The 15,857-nt window shown below is 69.5% G+C and carries 15 protein-coding genes; 6 read left to right on the top strand and 9 right to left on the bottom strand.

Annotation, left to right across the window (positions count from 1 at the left end):
* Nucleotides 1-100 precede the first annotated feature (100 nt).
* Nucleotides 101-1,465, bottom strand: a complete 1,365-nt coding sequence (locus tag GT755_RS18765; protein ID WP_202610195.1) for a hypothetical protein — start codon at nucleotides 1,463-1,465, stop codon at nucleotides 101-103.
* A gap of 121 nt (nucleotides 1,466-1,586) precedes the next feature.
* Between GT755_RS18765 and GT755_RS18770 the strand changes: the two genes are divergently transcribed.
* Both GT755_RS18770 and GT755_RS18775 read left to right on the top strand, forming a co-directional pair.
* Nucleotides 1,587-2,747 (top strand): mannosyltransferase family protein, encoded by a 1,161-nt coding sequence (locus GT755_RS18770; protein ID WP_161480971.1) that lies wholly within the window; start codon nucleotides 1,587-1,589, stop codon nucleotides 2,745-2,747.
* Nucleotide 2,748: 1 nt separating this feature from the next.
* The gene (locus GT755_RS18775; protein ID WP_328794409.1) at nucleotides 2,749-3,261 is read left to right on the top strand and encodes a gamma carbonic anhydrase family protein; all 513 of its coding nucleotides are present in this window, start codon (nucleotides 2,749-2,751) and stop codon (nucleotides 3,259-3,261) included.
* 5 nt (nucleotides 3,262-3,266) lie between these two features.
* On the opposite strand, the gene GT755_RS18780 is transcribed toward GT755_RS18775, so the two are convergent.
* Nucleotides 3,267-4,058, bottom strand: a complete 792-nt coding sequence (locus GT755_RS18780) for an alpha/beta fold hydrolase (protein WP_161480972.1) — start codon at nucleotides 4,056-4,058, stop codon at nucleotides 3,267-3,269.
* A gap of 138 nt (nucleotides 4,059-4,196) precedes the next feature.
* Here GT755_RS18780 and GT755_RS18785 point away from each other — a divergent pair, with 138 nt between their 5' ends.
* Together GT755_RS18785 and GT755_RS40630 are read left to right on the top strand one after the other, a co-directional pair.
* Nucleotides 4,197-6,926 (top strand): helix-turn-helix transcriptional regulator, encoded by a 2,730-nt coding sequence (locus GT755_RS18785; protein ID WP_161480973.1) that lies wholly within the window; start codon nucleotides 4,197-4,199, stop codon nucleotides 6,924-6,926.
* Between the two features lie 247 nt (nucleotides 6,927-7,173).
* Nucleotides 7,174-8,232: a coiled-coil domain-containing protein gene (locus GT755_RS40630; protein WP_202610196.1), complete on the top strand. Its 1,059-nt coding sequence runs from the start codon at nucleotides 7,174-7,176 to the stop codon at nucleotides 8,230-8,232.
* A 253-nt stretch (nucleotides 8,233-8,485) separates the two neighbouring features.
* Here the strand turns inward: GT755_RS40630 and GT755_RS18795 are convergent, their stop codons facing one another.
* From GT755_RS18795 to GT755_RS18805, 3 genes are all read right to left on the bottom strand, one after another.
* A complete protein-coding gene (locus tag GT755_RS18795; protein WP_083949814.1) occupies nucleotides 8,486-8,704 on the bottom strand; it encodes a hypothetical protein in 219 nt (72 codons plus the stop codon).
* Nucleotides 8,705-8,844: 140 nt separating this feature from the next.
* The gene (locus tag GT755_RS18800; protein ID WP_030454864.1) at nucleotides 8,845-9,597 is read right to left on the bottom strand and encodes a GntR family transcriptional regulator; all 753 of its coding nucleotides are present in this window, start codon (nucleotides 9,595-9,597) and stop codon (nucleotides 8,845-8,847) included.
* Nucleotides 9,598-9,775: 178 nt separating this feature from the next.
* Nucleotides 9,776-10,300 carry a VanZ family protein gene (locus GT755_RS18805; RefSeq protein ID WP_161480974.1) on the bottom strand — a complete coding sequence of 175 codons (525 nt, stop codon included), beginning with the start codon at nucleotides 10,298-10,300 and terminating at the stop codon, nucleotides 9,776-9,778.
* A 185-nt stretch (nucleotides 10,301-10,485) separates the two neighbouring features.
* On the opposite strand from GT755_RS18805, the gene kynU reads away from it, so the two are divergent.
* A complete protein-coding gene (kynU, locus tag GT755_RS18810; RefSeq protein ID WP_161480975.1) occupies nucleotides 10,486-11,703 on the top strand; it encodes a kynureninase in 1,218 nt (405 codons plus the stop codon).
* Here kynU and GT755_RS18815 read toward each other — a convergent pair.
* Nucleotides 11,700-12,101, bottom strand: a complete 402-nt coding sequence (locus tag GT755_RS18815; protein ID WP_030454867.1) for a ClpX C4-type zinc finger protein — start codon at nucleotides 12,099-12,101, stop codon at nucleotides 11,700-11,702. The genes kynU and GT755_RS18815 overlap by 4 nt on opposite strands.
* 27 nt (nucleotides 12,102-12,128) lie before the next feature.
* On the bottom strand, nucleotides 12,129-12,467 hold the full coding sequence (locus GT755_RS18820; protein WP_161480976.1) for an MmcQ/YjbR family DNA-binding protein: 339 nt from the start codon (nucleotides 12,465-12,467) through the stop codon (nucleotides 12,129-12,131).
* Between the two features lie 70 nt (nucleotides 12,468-12,537).
* Between GT755_RS18820 and GT755_RS18825 the strand changes: the two genes are divergently transcribed.
* Nucleotides 12,538-12,819, top strand: a complete 282-nt coding sequence (locus GT755_RS18825; protein WP_161480977.1) for a YiaA/YiaB family inner membrane protein — start codon at nucleotides 12,538-12,540, stop codon at nucleotides 12,817-12,819.
* Nucleotides 12,820-12,824: 5 nt separating this feature from the next.
* Here GT755_RS18825 and GT755_RS18830 read toward each other — a convergent pair whose 3' ends face one another.
* Both GT755_RS18830 and GT755_RS18835 read right to left on the bottom strand, forming a co-directional pair.
* A complete protein-coding gene (locus GT755_RS18830) occupies nucleotides 12,825-14,624 on the bottom strand; it encodes a L,D-transpeptidase family protein (RefSeq protein ID WP_161480978.1) in 1,800 nt (599 codons plus the stop codon).
* Between the two features lie 69 nt (nucleotides 14,625-14,693).
* A complete protein-coding gene (locus GT755_RS18835) occupies nucleotides 14,694-15,713 on the bottom strand; it encodes a polysaccharide deacetylase family protein (RefSeq protein WP_161480979.1) in 1,020 nt (339 codons plus the stop codon).
* Between the last annotated feature and the right edge of the window lie 144 nt (nucleotides 15,714-15,857).

Here is a 15,857-nt window from a genome sequence, read left to right on the forward strand (position 1 = left end):
GCTAAGCGCGATCACAATTCGGTCAATTTCCCAAGGTGGGTGGGACCTGATTGCTAAAGGATGATTTGTCGGTCTTTCCGGGGTAAGGGGGATCTGGCGGTCAGGAGTGGTACAACCACTCCGAGGTGATCTCCGAGACGGGCCTTCCGGGCATCCGCAACGGTGAAGGAACCGTGTCGTCGCGCTCGTGAATCAACTTCCCAGAGACGGCCGAAGCAGACGGGAATCCTCTTTCCGGCACCGCCCTGCCGATCATGGCAGACCATGCCAGACCTGTGGCGTAGGCCGCGCCGAGCAGTGTCGAGGCGGCCTCGCGGCCCGGCGGGGCGAGGACGTCGGGCAGCGCGCCCTCCACGGGCCACAGGGCCCTCAGCGGATGGGCCGAATCGTCAAGGGCCTCTCGCACGGCCCGGCGCACCTCGTCGTCGAGCAGGGGGAAGACATCTGTCACCTGAGCGTCAGCCACCGTTGACAGGTCACAGGCGAGGAGGCTCCCGGCGGCCAGGCGCGGGTCGACGCCCCGCCCGGCCAGGTAGCCCAGTGCCTCGGTCAGGTCGTAGAAGGTGTGCTGGAAGTGGTCCTTCGGGGCGGTCTCGTGGATGGTCGTACTGGTCAGATGGGGTGGCAACCGGTGCAGCCAGTGTCTGGCCAGGTCTGACCCCCGGTCGGCGTGGCCGTGGTCGAGCCAGGGCTGGCGCAGCAGGGGCTCGATCATGACCGTGAGGGCCTGGGCCCGCGGCCGGAAGCGCGGGTCGTCGCTCAGCACGGTCGCCACCTCCGCCGCCAGCCCGGCCAGGCGCAGCGCCGTCTCGTGGGCTCCGGCGGCCAGCCTCTCTCTGTACGGCTCCAGCACCGCCTCCAGCCGCACCCCCGGCAACCACCTGACCCAGTCGTCGCCCGGCAGCGGCCTGCCCAGGAACTCGCCGAACATGGTCAGCAGCTGCTCGTTGCCGTCGAAGGCCGGCGCGTAGGCGCACCACATGACGACGCCCCACACCACCGCGACGGGCGAGGTCACCTCGGGGGCGAACAGGTCTTTGAGGGGGCCGGGGACGAGCGGGAAGTCCTCCTGGCTCAGCCCCCGGTGGGCCGCCAGGATCGCCCTGATCCGCTCGGCGACCTCCGGCAGCACGTCGGGCCCCACGAACCCCTGCGTCGACCCCCGGTCGGCCGCGAAGTCGGGCCCCTGCGGCACCAGCCACCACGGGATGGCGGGATTGACGCGTACACACGTGTTGCGCACCCCGTGCTCGGCCGGGGGCGGCGCGAGCATCCACTGGCCGTCGGCGTCGCGCCGGTACCAGCGTGCGCCCAGCCCGAAGATCCAGCAGGAGCCGTCGTGGGCCGACAGCCCACGGCGGGCGAGCGCCTCGGCGCGTGCCTCCATCGGGCGAAGCGACCACCGCGGGTCGGCCACCATCGCCCGGACGTCCTGCTCCACGGCCGCGAAACCGTCAAACTGCACGAGCCACATGCTAGAACATGTGAAACTTTCACCCACCTGAGCTGGATAAATGGCTCTGAGCTGGGGGACTCGCGGCACAACCTCTTGGCATGTCCGCTGTTGTTCCACTTCGATGGTCTTCGTGACGGAGACCCAGCAGGCCAAAACCGACGCGGACCAGCCGGAGAACGCTCCCACCGCGAGGCGGAGATGGCTCGGGCAACCGGGCGACCTGACCGCCCTGGGCATCTGGTTCTTCTGGCACGTCGCGACGTACATCTACATGGTCCTGGCCGCCCCCGGCCGGACCGAGGCGCCTCTTCTCGACCGGCTGACGCCCTGGGACGCCGAGAACTTCATCACGATCGCCCAATACGGCTACGACGGCGCGCCCGGGATGACCGACGCGCCCAAACTGGTGGCGTTCTTCCCCGGGTTGCCGCTGCTGCTGCGCGACCTGAACTGGCTGGTGCCCAACTACGACCTGCTGATCGTGCTCGTGTCGGTCGTGGGGAGCGCGGTGGTCGCCGTGTTCCTGTCGCGGCTGAGCGAGTCGTACAAGGAGGGGACCGGCACCTGGACGGTGCTGGCGTTCTTCCTGTCGCCGTTCGCGGTGTTCATGTGGGCGGGCTACTCCGAGGCCCCGTTCCTGGCGCTGGCGATCCCGGCCTGGCTGCTGGCGCGGCAGGGCCGCTGGGAGTGGGCGGCCGTCTGCGCGGCGTTCGCCTCGTCGATCCGGATCACCGGGTTGTTCCTCGCGCTCGGCCTGGCGGTCATGTTCCTGGTCTCCGAGAACGGGCTGCGCGCCGACTGGCGGAAGATCTTCTGGCTCGTGGTGCCGGGGTTGCCGGTGCTGGCGTACATGATCTTCCTGAAGATGCGGGTCGGCGACTGGATGGCCTGGAACGCCGCCCAGGCCCAGTACTGGGGGCGCTACCCCGTGAGCCCCCAGGAGGTGCTGGTCAACACCTGGAACCGGTCGCTGGAGGAGCCGGTGCTCGCGACGTCGTATCGTGAGGAGATAATCGCGGCGTTCGTGCTGGTCATCCTGATCGTCTGGCAGCTGGTGCGGCGGAAATGGGCGGAGTTGGCCTACCTGGCGCCCCAGGCCGTCGCGTTGCTGGCGATGTCCTCGTTCTACATGTCGGTCGGGCGGGCATCGTTGTTGTGGTGGCCGCTCTACATCGGGGTCGGCATCGCCGCGGCGCGCAACAAATGGGCGTTCATGGCGTATGTCGCGGTGGCGGCGCCGGTCATGGCGATCAATATAGGAAACTTCACCACGGGGGCCTGGGTTGGCTGAGGTGTTCGCTCTGGACGACGACCTGCCGTCGATCGATCCGACGGCCTGGATCGCGCCGGGCGCGGTCGTGGCCGGCCGCGTCCGCGTCGGCACGCACGCGAACGTCTGGTACGGCAGCGTGCTACGGGGAGACGACGAGTCCATCGAGGTCGGCGCGCAGTGCAACGTCCAGGACCTGTGCTGCATCCACGCCGACCCCGGCTTCCCGGCGGTCCTCGAACCGAGGGTCAGCGTGGGCCACAAGGCGGTCGTCCACGGCGCATACGTGGAGACCGGCGCCCTGATCGGCATCGGCGCCATCCTCCTGAACGGCGCCTACATCGGCGCCGGCACGCTGGTGGCCGCGGGAGCGCTCGTGACGCCGGGCAAGAAGTTCCCCGGAGGAGTGCTGCTGGCGGGATCCCCAGCGAAGATCATCCGGGATCTCGACGAAGACGACGTCGCGACCTTCGCCGAGACCCCCGACCGCTACATGGACAAGGCCCGCCGCCACGCACGTGCCCGGCGCTGGTGAGCTGACTACCTGGTGGCGCGGTCGGCCGCGGTGACGAGGTCGGCGGCGGCGTCCGCGTGCGAGACCAGGACCAGGTGCGAGGCGCCCTTGATCTCGCTGGTGTGCGCTCCGGCGCGCTTGGCCATGAACTTCTGGGCCGCGGTCGGGATGGCCTGGTCGGCGCCCGCCACGAGGTACCACGAGGGGATCTTCTTCCACGCCGACACCGTGGCCTTGGCGTCGAGCGCGGCGTAGGAGACCGGACGCTGGGTCGCGGCGATCAGTGCGGTGTCACGGGCGGGCAGGTCGGCGGCCACGGCGGCGCGGAACTTGGCCGGGTCGACGTAGACGTCGGTGCCGCCCGGGTAGTCGCGGGTGAGGAGGCTGGTGGGCAGCTGGCTGCCCGGGAACCTGCCGGTCAGGTCGAGCGCCGACTCGCCCACCTCGGGGACGTACCCGGCGACGTACACCAGCGCCTTGACGTTGGCGTGGCCGTCGGCCGCGCTGCTGATGACCGAGCCGCCATAGGAGTGGCCGACCAGGATCACCGGCCCCGGGACGGTGGAGATGACGCTCGACACGTAGTCGGAGTCCCCCTGGAGGTCGCGGAGGGGGTTGGCGGGCGCGATCACCGGATAGCCGGCCGCCTGAAGCCGGGCGACGACCTTGGTCCAGCTCGACGCGTCGGCGAACGCGCCGTGGACCAGGATGACGGTGGGTTTGGCGGCATGGTGGCCGGTCGTGGCCGAGGCGGGCGTGGTCATGGCGGGGACCATCGCGGCGAGCGCGACGGCGGCCAGCAGGAGCCTTTTTGGCATGACGTTCTCCAAGCGGAAGACGGGTAACTGCGGCCTAAGCTAGGAACGGGCCCGTTTGGGCGGCATGCGTCACCTGACTGCGTCACCGACTGTGGTCGGTTGGACAGGGCCCTCTATTCGAAGCGAAAATGTTCACATATGCCACCAGAGCTGTCGCAAGAGGTACTTTTCGGGCGTGAGTTCGAGCAGGGACGTCTCGCCAATCTTGTGGACGGTGTCCGCGAAAGCGGTGCGGCGCTCCTGGTCCGAGGCGACGCCGGGATCGGCAAGTCGGCCCTCCTGCTCGACATGGCCGGGACAGCCGCCGCGCGGGGCCTGCGGATCCTGCGCACGTCCGGGGCGCAGGCCGAGACGCACATGCCGTTCGCCGGTCTGCACCAGCTCCTGCTGCCGCTCCGGGCCGGGATCGCGGCGCTGCCCGCTCCGCAGCGCGACGCCCTGGGAGCGGCGTTCGGGCTGGTCGACGCCCCGACGCCCGACGTCTTCCCCGTCGCCCTGGGCACGCTGAACCTCCTGATTGAGGCGCCCGTGCTCGTGCTGGTCGAGGACGCGCACTGGCTCGACCGGCCGAGCGCCGAAGTGCTCGCGTTCGTCGCCCGCCGGCTGGAATCCGAGCCGATCGTGCTGGTGGCCGCGCTCCGCGACGGGTCGCAGAGCCCGCTGGAGGCCGCCGGGCTGCCGGAGCTGGTCCTCGACCGGCTCGACGACGACGCCGCCACCGCCTTGCTGGAGGCCCGCAGCCCCACCCTGACGCCGGAGACACGCGCGCGGGTGCTCCGGGAGGCGGCGGGCAACCCGCTGGCCCTCGTCGAGCTGCCGATCGCCATGGAGACGCTGCGGCCGCAGCCGGGACGGCTTCCGCTGACGGCCCGGCTGGAACAGACCTTCACCGCCCGGATGTCGGGGCTGCCGCCCGCCACCCGGACCCTGCTGCTGGTCGCCGCGGTCAACGACGGGACCGCGTTGTGCGAGGCGCTGGACGCCACCACGCTGATCCTGGGCACGGAGGTGACGGCCGACGACCTCGCGCCCGCGGTGGCCGCCCGGCTGGTCGACGTCCACGAGACCGTGGTCTGGTTCCGCCACCCGCTCATGCGCTCGGCTATCCAGCAGGAGGCCAGCCGGTCCCGGCGGCACGCGGCGCACGCCGCCCTGGCCGACGTCCTGGCCGATCAGCCCGACCGCAACCGCTGGCACCGGGCGGCCTCGACCAACCGTCCCGACGAGGAGATGGCGGCCGAGCTGGAGACGGCGGCCCGCCGGGCGCGGCGGCGGGGAGACCTGCTGTCGGGCGTCGAGGGCCTCGAACGCGCCGCCCGCCTCAGCGAGGATCCCGGGCAACGGCGGGAACGCCTGGTCCGGGCGGCCGAATGGGGCGCGGAGGCGGGCCGCCGCGACCTGGCCACCCGGCTGGTCACCGAGGCCGAGCCCTGGACGTTGTCGCTGCGGCAGCGCGCCCGGGTCGTGTGGATACGGGAGAGCTTCGAAGAGGACGTCCGCGACGACGACGCGGCGGTGCGGTCCCTGGTCGAGCTCGCCCAGGCCGTGGCGAAGGAGGGCGAGCTCGACCTGGCGCTGAAGCTGCTGTCGAGCGCGTCCCTGCGGTGTTTCTGGGCCCACACCGACGCGGAGTCGCGGGACCTCGTCGTCGCCGCGGCCGAGAGCCTGCCCGTCGACGAGCACGACGGGTGGTTGTTGTCGATCCTGGCGTTCGCGGCCCCGATCGAGCGCGGCCGGGTGGTGATCGAGCGGCTCGGCCGGTTGGCGGCCGACCGGCCCGGCGGCTGGCGGGCGGCCCGGCTGCTCGGCAGTTCGGCGCTGATGGTGGGGGCCTTCGACCTGTCGGAGGAGTTCTGCGCCCTGTCACTGCCGCGGCTGCGCGTGCAGGGTCGGCTCAGCCATCTGTGCCGCGACCTCGGGGCGCAGGCCTGGAGCGCCTCCCGGCTGGCCGATCTCGGCGTGGCGATGTCCGCCGCCGAGGAGGCCGCCCGGCTCGCCCAGGAGGCGTCCCTGCCGCTGATGTACGCCATGGCGCACGCCTCCGGTGCCGTTGTCGCCGCGTTGCGCGGAAACCAGGACCGGATGGAGGGCCTCGCCGCGGTGGCCGAGCAGGCGGCCCTGCCCATCGGGGCGCGTCCGGTGCTGGCCACCGTGCAGCACGCGCGCGGGCTCGCCGCCCTCGGCGAGGGGCGCTACGCCGACGCGTACGACCAGCTGCGCCGGATCCACGACCCCGCCGATCCCGCCTTCCACCCGGCCCTGCGCTGCTTCAGCGTGGCCGAGCTCGCGGACGCCGCGACCCACTGCGGCCAGGGCCACACGATCGCCGGAATCGTGGCGGAAATGGAGGAGGTGGCCCGCGTCACCCCGTCGCCCGCCCTGCACGCCGACCTGCGCTACACCCGGGCCGTGCTGGCGGACGAGGCCGTCGCCGAGTCCTTGTTCGCCGCAGCGCTCGATGCGGACCTGCGCCGGCTGCCCTTCGTCCGGGCGCGGGTGCAGCTGGCCTACGGCGAATGGTTGCGCCGGAGGCGGCGGATGGCCGAGTCGCGGGCGCCGCTGCGCACGGCCAGGGAGACCTTCGACGCGCTCGGTGTCATTCCGTGGAGCGAGCGGGCCTGGCAGGAGCTGCGCGCCTCCGGCGAGAGCGGACGCCGCCGCACCGGCGACGCCCGCGACGTCCTCACCGCCCAGGAGCTCCAGATCGCCCGGATGGCGGCCGACGGCCTGACCAACCGGGAGATCGGCGAGAAGCTCTTCATGTCCCACCGGACCGTCGGCTCACACCTCTACCGGATCTTCCCCAAGCTGGAGATCACCTCGCGATCGGCGCTGGCCGCGGCCCTGCGCGAACGTGGGGAGGACTGACGAAACCGTCTGTTCAATGGCGACACATATGTCGCCTTGGTCATGGCGCGGGCGCGCCCGCGTCTGGACTGAGGAGCGCAGGAGAGCGAAGCGAACCGTAGTGACGAGGGAAGACGCGGGCTGAAGGCGCCCGCGCCCGCCGAGCCGGAGGCTCGGCCGAATAACAGGGTTCGGGTTGCGCCCCGCCGCCGATAGCAGGAAAGTCGTGTCTTGATACGTCTTCCCGCCATCTCCCCCAAGGCTCTTCATGACGAACCAGACTGACAGTTTCCCCGACCTCATGAGCGACGACTCGTTCGAAGTCGTCATGCGTGGATACAGCCGCCGCCAGGTGCACGACTACATGATCCGCACCCGGAACCAGATTCGTGATCTTGAGGAGCGTCTGGCACGTACCATCGACCAAGCCGAGCAGAGCCGGCTGGAGCTCGCCGAGGCTCGCCGGAAGCTGACCGAGGCTCCGCAGAGCCCCGACGAGCTGGGTGAGCGGCTGAGCCAGATCCTCAAGCTGGCCCACGAAGAGGCCCGTGCCAACAAGGAGGCCTCGGAGAGCGCGGCCTCGCAGATGCGCGACCAGGCGGCGACCGAGGCCGAGCGCGTGGTGTCGACGGCGCGGGAGCAGGCCGACTCCATAAGGGCGGCGGCGCAGGAGGAGGCCGAGCGGCGCATCCACGACGCGACGGCGTCGGCCGAGCGGCTGCTGGCGCAGGCCGGGGCCGAGGCGGAGGAGAAGGTGGCGACGGCCAACGCCGAGGCCGAGGAGACGTTGCGGGACGCGCGGGCCGAGGCAGACCGGCGGGTGACCGCCGCGACGCTGGAGGCCGAGAAGCTGGTGGCCGACGCCAACGCGGTGGCGGAGCGGACCTTGACTTCGGCCAAGCAGCGTGCGGGTCACCTTGACGAGCACACCGGCCGGCGTGTGGTCTATCTGACCGACACCCACACCGAGGTGATGCGCCGCCTGAACGAGATCGGCGCCGTGCTGGGCGACCTGCTGCACCGTGAGCAGGCCGCCGGTCCGCTGATCGATGAGGCGTCGGTGTTGCCGCCGGCTCCGTCGATCGACGAGGAGCTCCCGGTCGAGCGGGCCGAGGAGGAGGAAGAGGACGAGGTTCCGGCGTCGGCCGCGCAGCCGGCAGCCGCGCCTTCCCCGGCCGCCGCCGGTCCCGCTGTGCTGGTCGATCAGGCCGCCGAGGAGGATGACTCCGAAGACGAGCACGTGATCGTCGATCACGACCCGGCCGTCGCGGCCGCGCCGGTGGACCTGCGACGCGGGCTGCCTCCGATGGATGCCCGCGGCGCGTGAATGTGGAGATGGGCCCGCCAATGGGGTGGCGGCGGGCCCACCGCCGATCGAGAGCGGGGACGGCTGCCGGCCGTTCCCGCTGTTCAGCTCCGGCCGGCGTCGTCGGCGGCCGGTGTGGTGCCCCGTGAGAGCGCCTCGTCGTTGGCTGGCACCAGTGGAAAGCGCCCCCACGGGGGTCTGTGGTTATCGGTGTATGAGAAAGCGGAAGCCTCCGCCCCCGATAGGGTCGGAGGCTTCCGCGCTTCGGTGGGCATCAAGGATCCGCCGTGTTGGCACGTTCCTCCTGGTCGCGTAACAACTGGCGTAATCCTTCCGGCTCGTCCGCGTCGATGGTCATCGCGCAGCCGGCCTCCCGCTGAGCGGAACTCAGGGGATGGTGGCGGGTTGCCCACCACCGTCCCGCATCGCTCCGCCAGATAGTCCATTCCGGATACTCGCGGGCAATTTCGGCAAGATGCCGGTCAAAGGACATCTGCCCACCTTTCCCTCGCCGAGCCGCCCCGGGTGTACCCCGATCTCCTTGACGTCTCCCTATCAAGGTGCGGGACATCTCTAGAGAAGACAAGATCCTGGGAGGACAGGTCCACCTATCGTCCGATTTTTCAAGTTGAACTACGCATCGAAGTCGTACTGGAGTACATACGACGCGGCGTCGAGTGTCATCTCGTTCAGCTCAACCGGTATGCCTCCCGAGGTGTACGCCGTGCGCACCACGACGATGATCGGGTTCCCCGGCGGCAGATGGAGGAGTTCGGCCTCCTGGGGCTGCGGCATCCGGGCGCGTAACTCCTCGGTGAAGTGGGCCGGAAGGTAGCCGAGGTCGCCCAGGCGGGCGTAGACGCCGCCGGGGCCGGTGTCGGGCAGGGTGATGGCGGTTCCCTCCACCAGGTCGGCGGGGAAGTGGGAGACGGCCAGCTGGACGGGCCTGCCGTCCACGTTGTAGCGCCTCCGGCGGATCCAGACCTCGTCGACGTCGAGGACGCGCCCGATGTCCTCGCTCGCCGGCAACCGTTCGATGTGGACCTCGTCCACCGTGTAGGCACGCCCCCGGGTGTCGGAATCCCAGATCGCCCGCCCCTGCCCCCACTGTTCACGGGACAGACGTCGTGACCCATGCCGTCTGATGGGCCGAAAGAGTCTCACGTATACCCCCGAACCTCGCCGCGGAACAGCCAGGCCCTCATTGATGAGTACGGCCAGCGCCTGCCGTGCGGTGGCGCGCGCGATGCCGTACTCGGTCATGAGGGCGTTTTCGCCCGGTAGCCGCTCCCCATCGCGGAGTTCGCCGGACAGGATCTGCGTGCGCAGCCGGTCGGCGATACGCCGGTAAATGGGGGGCTCGTGATGCACCGGGGACTCGGTCACGTTTGATCACCCTCTGTCACCAACGGGGGGTTAGCGTCTCCAGAGAACTTGCCCCGTCTTGTCCACGATCGCACAGAGAGAATGGTTGGTCCCGAGCCTAATTTGAGCGGATCGTGCCCCTGTGGCGATCTTCAGCGGTTAGTGCAGCCCGTTACCCTGGAACGGTCCTAGCCGCTATTCACCCGGCCCACCAACGCTGCGTCATGACCGCAGCCAGGACCGCGCCCGTCGTGTTCAGCAGGATGTCATCGACTGACGACACACGGTGGAGCTCCAGGCCGTATTGAAGTAACTCGACGGTAAGAGATCCGGCCGCCGCGACGGCCGCGACGATCTTCAAACGAGCCAACTTTTGAGACCTGAGGGGCAAAAGCGCGCCCAGTGCGGCGAACACCAGCAGATTGCCTCCGACCTGCACGAACGCCGTCCCGGCCGGTCCCGTCACTACCTGTGCAAGATCGTGAAACGGGACCAGACCGACCGCCCGGTCAGGAGCCGAGGGGTCACCGGGAGTGAGGATCATCCAGAGCCAGGGCGCCGTGCCGATGACGATGAAGACGTCCGCGTACGCCGTCCGCGCAGGTTCCGGGTGGTTGGAACGCTCCCGGAACCGAGTGAGCAGGTGAGCGACACCCCATCCGACGGGAATGGTCAAGAGGGTGGCGATGACGACATGTCCCCATAGATCCCACGCCAGCAACATGACTGTGTCCTTTTTGGCATCCATCGGGCCGGTTGTTCCGGACACCCCATGGCACTTGCGGTCAGGGCTAAATGCGACAAAAACCTTAGCCGTAAACGGTCACCAGAAGGTGGCCCCTTGGGAAGCCGACCCTTGGTGACGCATTGGGCTGCCGAGTCAGGATATTTCTGGAGATGATGTCTGGCATGAGCATCACCCGCGCCGGCTGTGCCGCGCTCGACTCCGCCGACCCCCTTCGCGGTTTCCGTGCGGAGTTCGTCCTGCCGGAGAACGTGGTCTACATGCTCGGCAACTCGCTCGGCGCGTTGCCGCGGCGCACGATCGAGGCCGTCTCCCACACGGTCACCGCCGAATGGGGACGTGACCTGGGGCAGAGCTGGAACACCGCCGGATGGTGGGACCTGCCGGAGGTGATCGGCGACCGGATCGGGAACCTGATCGGCGCCGGGCCCGGCACGGTGCTCACGGGCGAGTCGACCTCGATCTCGATCTTCAAAGTGATGTCGGCCGCCGTCCGGCTGCGTCCGGGCCGCCGGACCGTCGTCGTGGAGTCGGAGGGCTTTCCGACCGATCGGTACGCCGTCCAGGGGCTCGTGGCGGGCTTCGACCTGAACGTGCGAGATTTCGGTCCCGACGATTCGCTCGCCGACGTCCTCGACGACGACGTCGCCGTGGTGCTGCTGTCCCACGTCGACTACCGGACCGGCGCGCTGCGCGACCTGGCCGCCGACACCGCGTCGGTGCACGCCTCTGGGGCGCTGGCTATTTGGGACCTCTGCCACAGCGCCGGGGCGCTGCCCGTCGAGGTGGGCGCGGCCGACTTCGCGGTCGGGTGCACGTACAAATATCTGAACGGCGGGCCCGGAGCGCCGGCCTATCTCTACTGCGCGCCCGCGCACCTGGCGGAGGCCGAGCCGGTGCTGCGCGGCTGGCACGGGCACGCCGCGCCCTTCGCCTTCGAGGCCGACTACCGGCCCGCCGACGGTGTCCGCCGCTTCGCCGCCGGAACTCCGCCGATCCTGTCGATGAGCGCGCTCGCCGCGTCGCTGGACCTGTGGGAGAAGGTCGACATCAGGTCGGTGCGGGCCAAGAGCGTCGCGCTGACCGAATTGTTCATCGCGCTGACCGAGCCCCTCGGGCTCGACCTGGCGACCCCGCGCGACCCGGCCGGACGCGGCAGCCAGATCAGCTTCCGGCACGAGCACGGCTATCCGATCATGCGGGCCCTGCTCGACCACGGGGTGCACGGCGACTTCCGCGCCCCCGACATCATGCGGTTCGGGTTCACCCCGCTCTACCTGCGCTACGTCGACGTGTACGACGCCGCCGACACCCTCGCCGAGATCATCGGCAAGGGCATCTGGCGGGACGAGCGTTATCAGCGCCGGGTGACGGTCACCTAACGCGTCTTGGCCTTGTCGGCGACGATCTCGGCGGCCAGGGCGACGCACTCGGCGCAGATCCGGCCGCCTTCGCCGTAGACCATGTGCAGGTGTGGGTTCGGCGGCTTGCGGCAGAACGAGCAGGCCGCCGCGCGCCGCGTCTTGCGGGCCGAGAACGGGTGGGTGAAGTTGCGGGTGAAGCGCTTACGCGCGGCCTGCTTCGACACGCCGAGGCGGTCGCCGATGGCCGTCCAGGAGGTGCCCGCGGCGCGGGCGTCGCGGACCGCCAGATCGATCAGGGCGTCGGCGTCGCGGGTCATCTCCTGGCTCAGCTCGTTGGCTGCGGCCAGGGTGTCCAGCGGGTCAGAGGGGTTGGCCGCGCGTTTGCGTGCGCGGGCGAGTAACTCTGATGGCTCCATATCGACAACATTAGGTTGTCATCTGGGTCAGAGCAACTTGCCGAGCCGTTTCGGCGCGACGAGCCGGTAGCTCTCCTCGACCCAGTCCTGGAGCACGTCGAACTCGGGCAGATCGCTCGCGTAGGGGACGGTCACCCAGCCGGCCCGGCCCAGGCCGTAACGGCTCGGGATGGCGCCCGGCACGCTCAGCGCGTGTCCGTGGGCGACGACCAGCTTCACGCCGAAGCCGGTCCCATGCTCCGGAGAGCCGAGGAACAGGAAGATCTTCTTGTTCACCTTGACGACGGCGTCGTCCTCCCAGGGGAAGTCCTCGAACGCCTCGGGCAGGGTGAGGGCGTACGCGCGGAGTTCGGCTCGGATACTCATGGGCTACTCACCGGTAACTTGGGATGTGGGGCTCAGGCCCGGCCCCGGGCTGGGCCTCCAGCATTGCCCCATGAGCAAATCCGTGCCAAGTAAGACCACATCCGCGTATTTCGCGCAGTCCGTCATCTCGTTCGGGCTGGCGCTCGGCGCCCTCACGCTGGGGGTCGCCTACCTGCCCGTCGACCCCTGGATCAGGTCGTTCTTCGCCGTCGGCGTCTTCTATCTGGTGACCGCGTCGTTCACGCTGGCCAAGGTGATCCGCGACCGGCAGGAGGAGTCGGCCGTGGTGGCCCGGGTCGACCAGGCGAGACTCGACCGGCTCCTCGCTGAGCACGATCCTTATCAGAGCTGACGGGCTCAGGTGTACTTGCTCTGCGCGCCACGGACGTAGACCGGCTCGCCCGACTGGACCATGGCGTAGATGATCTTCGAGGTGTGGATCGGAATCCGGATGCATCCATGTGAGGCCGGATATTTGGGAACCTCCGAGGATCCGTGCATGGCGATGCCGCCGTTGAAGTAGATCGAGTTGAACATCGTGCCGAGCGGGCTCGTCGTCCAGCCCGGCGCCCGCGTCCCCGCCCGGAAGTCGCCGACGGGAGTGCGGGCGAAGCCGCAGTGACCGTTGTCGCAGTACGACCGGTTCGCGCCCGTCGAGATGTGGGTGGTCAGATCGGGCTTGCCGTCCCGCCAGACGGTGAGCAGCTGCCGCCGGACGTCGATCTCGACCCGGTCGGTGGCCCTGGGGCGGACCAGCGGCTTGACGCGCCGCGGGTGGCGCAGCGCCCACATGGTGTCCCGGTCGATGCGGTTGGTCATGCGCAGGCCGTTGACCTTCTGGAAGGCCCAGACGGCGTAACGGGTGGTCTCGCCGTAACGGCCGTCGTCGACGCCGGAGTCGAAGCCGAGTTCGCGCAGGCGCTGCTTCATGGCGCGGATCTGGTGACTCTTGTCGCCGAACTTCATGACCTCGATACGACGCGGTCGTTGACGCTCGTGCCGCTGGTGGCCGACCTGGTGGGCGTGGTGCGTGCCGGCGTGGTGCCCGTGGTGGGCGTTCGGGTGCCCGTGGTGGCGGGCGTGGGCGTCGTGGTGGCGGCCATGCGTTTCGTGGCGGCGGCCGTGGGCGTCGTGATGCCTGCCATGCGTGTCGTGGTGGCGGCCGTCGAGCATGTCGTGGCGACCGTGCATGTCGTGGTGGCGGGCCTCCATGTCGTGATGGCGAATGTCCAGGTCGTGATGGCGGGTGTCCACGTCGTGACGTCTGTCGTCCATGTTGTGATGCCTGCCATGCGTGTCGCGGTGGCGGCCGTCATGCATGTCGTGGTGGCGGCCGTGTGCGCGGTCGCCGTGCATGTCGTGATGTCGCGGGTGCCCGTCATGGTGGCGGTCGTGCGCGTCCGGGCGGTCGGTGTAGTGGAAACGCATGTGCCGGCGGCCGTCAGGGTCTCTGCGGGGCGACATCGAGCGCCGGTGATTCGCCTCGGAGTGGTGGTGGCCGAGGACCGTGCGCCCGTTCGTGGTGCCGTGGGCCGCGCGCTGGACGGCCGCGCCGGTGAGCGCGCGCCCGGCCGTCGTGGTCGCGGCCACGCGTCGTTGCGCCACGCCGTTGGCCGCGCGCCGTTGTGCCGCCGTCAGAGCGGCGTGCTGGGCGGCCGTGTGGCGGGTGGCGGTGTACCGGGCCGCGTGCCGCTGGAGTGCGGCGGAGGCCGCGCGCTGCTGGGCCGTGCTCAGGGCCGCGAGCTGCTGGAGTGCGGCGTGGGCCGCGCGTTGCTGGGCCGTGCCCAGGGCCGCGCGCCGCGGCACGACGGCGGAGGCCGCGCGCTGGTTGTGCGTGCTCTGGGCCGCGTGGCGGTGGGCCGCCGCCCAGGCGGCGTGCTGGTTGGTCGTGCCGGTGACCGTGTGCCGGGCGGCTGTGCCGAGGGCCGGCTGCCGGTTGGCCGTGCCGTGCGCGCGGGTCGCAACAGGGCGCCGGTCCCGTGTGTGGTCACGGTGCACGGTCGGGCGCCCGTGCTGCTTGTTCTCCTGTACGTGCTTGTGCTGCCTGTCTTTCACGGCTTGGTTGCCGTGCTTTCTATCCGCCGAGTCGGCGAAGGCCGCCGACCCGGTGATCAGCGCCAGCCCGAATCCGAGGCCGACGACCATATATGTCCGCATGGGGGCGAAATTCCCACGGAGATCCCCGGACAGACCGGACTTAGGCGATCTTGATGGAAAGATGATCTTTTAATAGGCGAGTGCCTTTGTCTTGGCGCTCGGCGCCAGCATCGTCTCCTGGAACTTCGGGAACGCCACTGTGCGCGGGTCGCCGTCACTGGTGTAGCGCTCGCCCGGGTTCTCCTTCAGCCAGTCGAGCCACCCCGTCGAGCAGAACTTCGCGCAGTCGCCCTTCTTGTCCATCGACCGGATCCGCGGGATGCCCAGCGGGTCGAACGCTCCGCTGAACGGTGACTGGGCCGGCATGTAGCCCGCCAGGAACACGCCGGAGTAGTTGTACTTCACCCCCTTGTCGGAGCCCTTGAGCGCCCACTCCTTGGTCTTCGGCTGGTTGCCGTAGGGGAGGGCGAAGGTGACGACCTCGCCGCCGTTGAGGTCGGTGATCAGCTTGTGCCCGGCGGTGACCTCGTCGAGCACGACCTGCTTGGGCTTGCCCATCAGGTTGGTGTGGTCTTTCGTGTGGTTGCCCAGTTCCATGCCGTGCTGCTTCAGCCAGGAGACGATCTGCGCCTGCTCGGCCGGGCTGCTCTTGCCGAACATGTCGCGCGTCACATAGAACGTCGCCACCGGGCGGAAGCCCGGGTACTTCGCGCCCGCCTCCAGCAGGATCGCCACCGCGGTGTCCTTGGCCGGGGTGCCGGTCCCGTCCAGGGTGACCTGCGACGGCGACGAGTCGTCGAAGGTCAGCACGACCGGGTGCTTCCCGGCCGGAATGTCGATCTTCCCGGTCACGTACTCGGCGGCGGTGATCGGCACGTAGCCTTCCTTGGCCAGCCGTTCGAGTTCGGTGCGGAACTGCTTCGGCGTGCGGTCGTCCTGCGTGGTCGGGTTCTCGATGATGCGGTGGTACATCAGGACCGGGATCTGACCCAGTTCGTTGGCCTTGACCGCCTTCGCGTTGGCCGCGCTCACCGGCTTGATGGCCGCCGGTTTGACCTCAACCGCCGTAGCGGGCTTCTGGCCTTGGTTGGCGCCACATGCCACACACCCGGCCAGCACGATCAATCCGACAGTCGCCGCGGCTCTCATCTCTGGTGCCCCTCCGATAAGTCATGTCATTGACACGGAGAGTGATCCCCTTTGGTGAGGGCGAAGACGGCTAAGAGATTTTAAAGTTCACGTACAGGGCGAAATGTGGCATTCGGGATGCCGGTGGCGAGGGGGGCGAAGTGT

Source organism: Herbidospora solisilvae, from assembly GCF_009901565.1.
Classification (GTDB): domain Bacteria; phylum Actinomycetota; class Actinomycetes; order Streptosporangiales; family Streptosporangiaceae; genus Herbidospora; species Herbidospora solisilvae.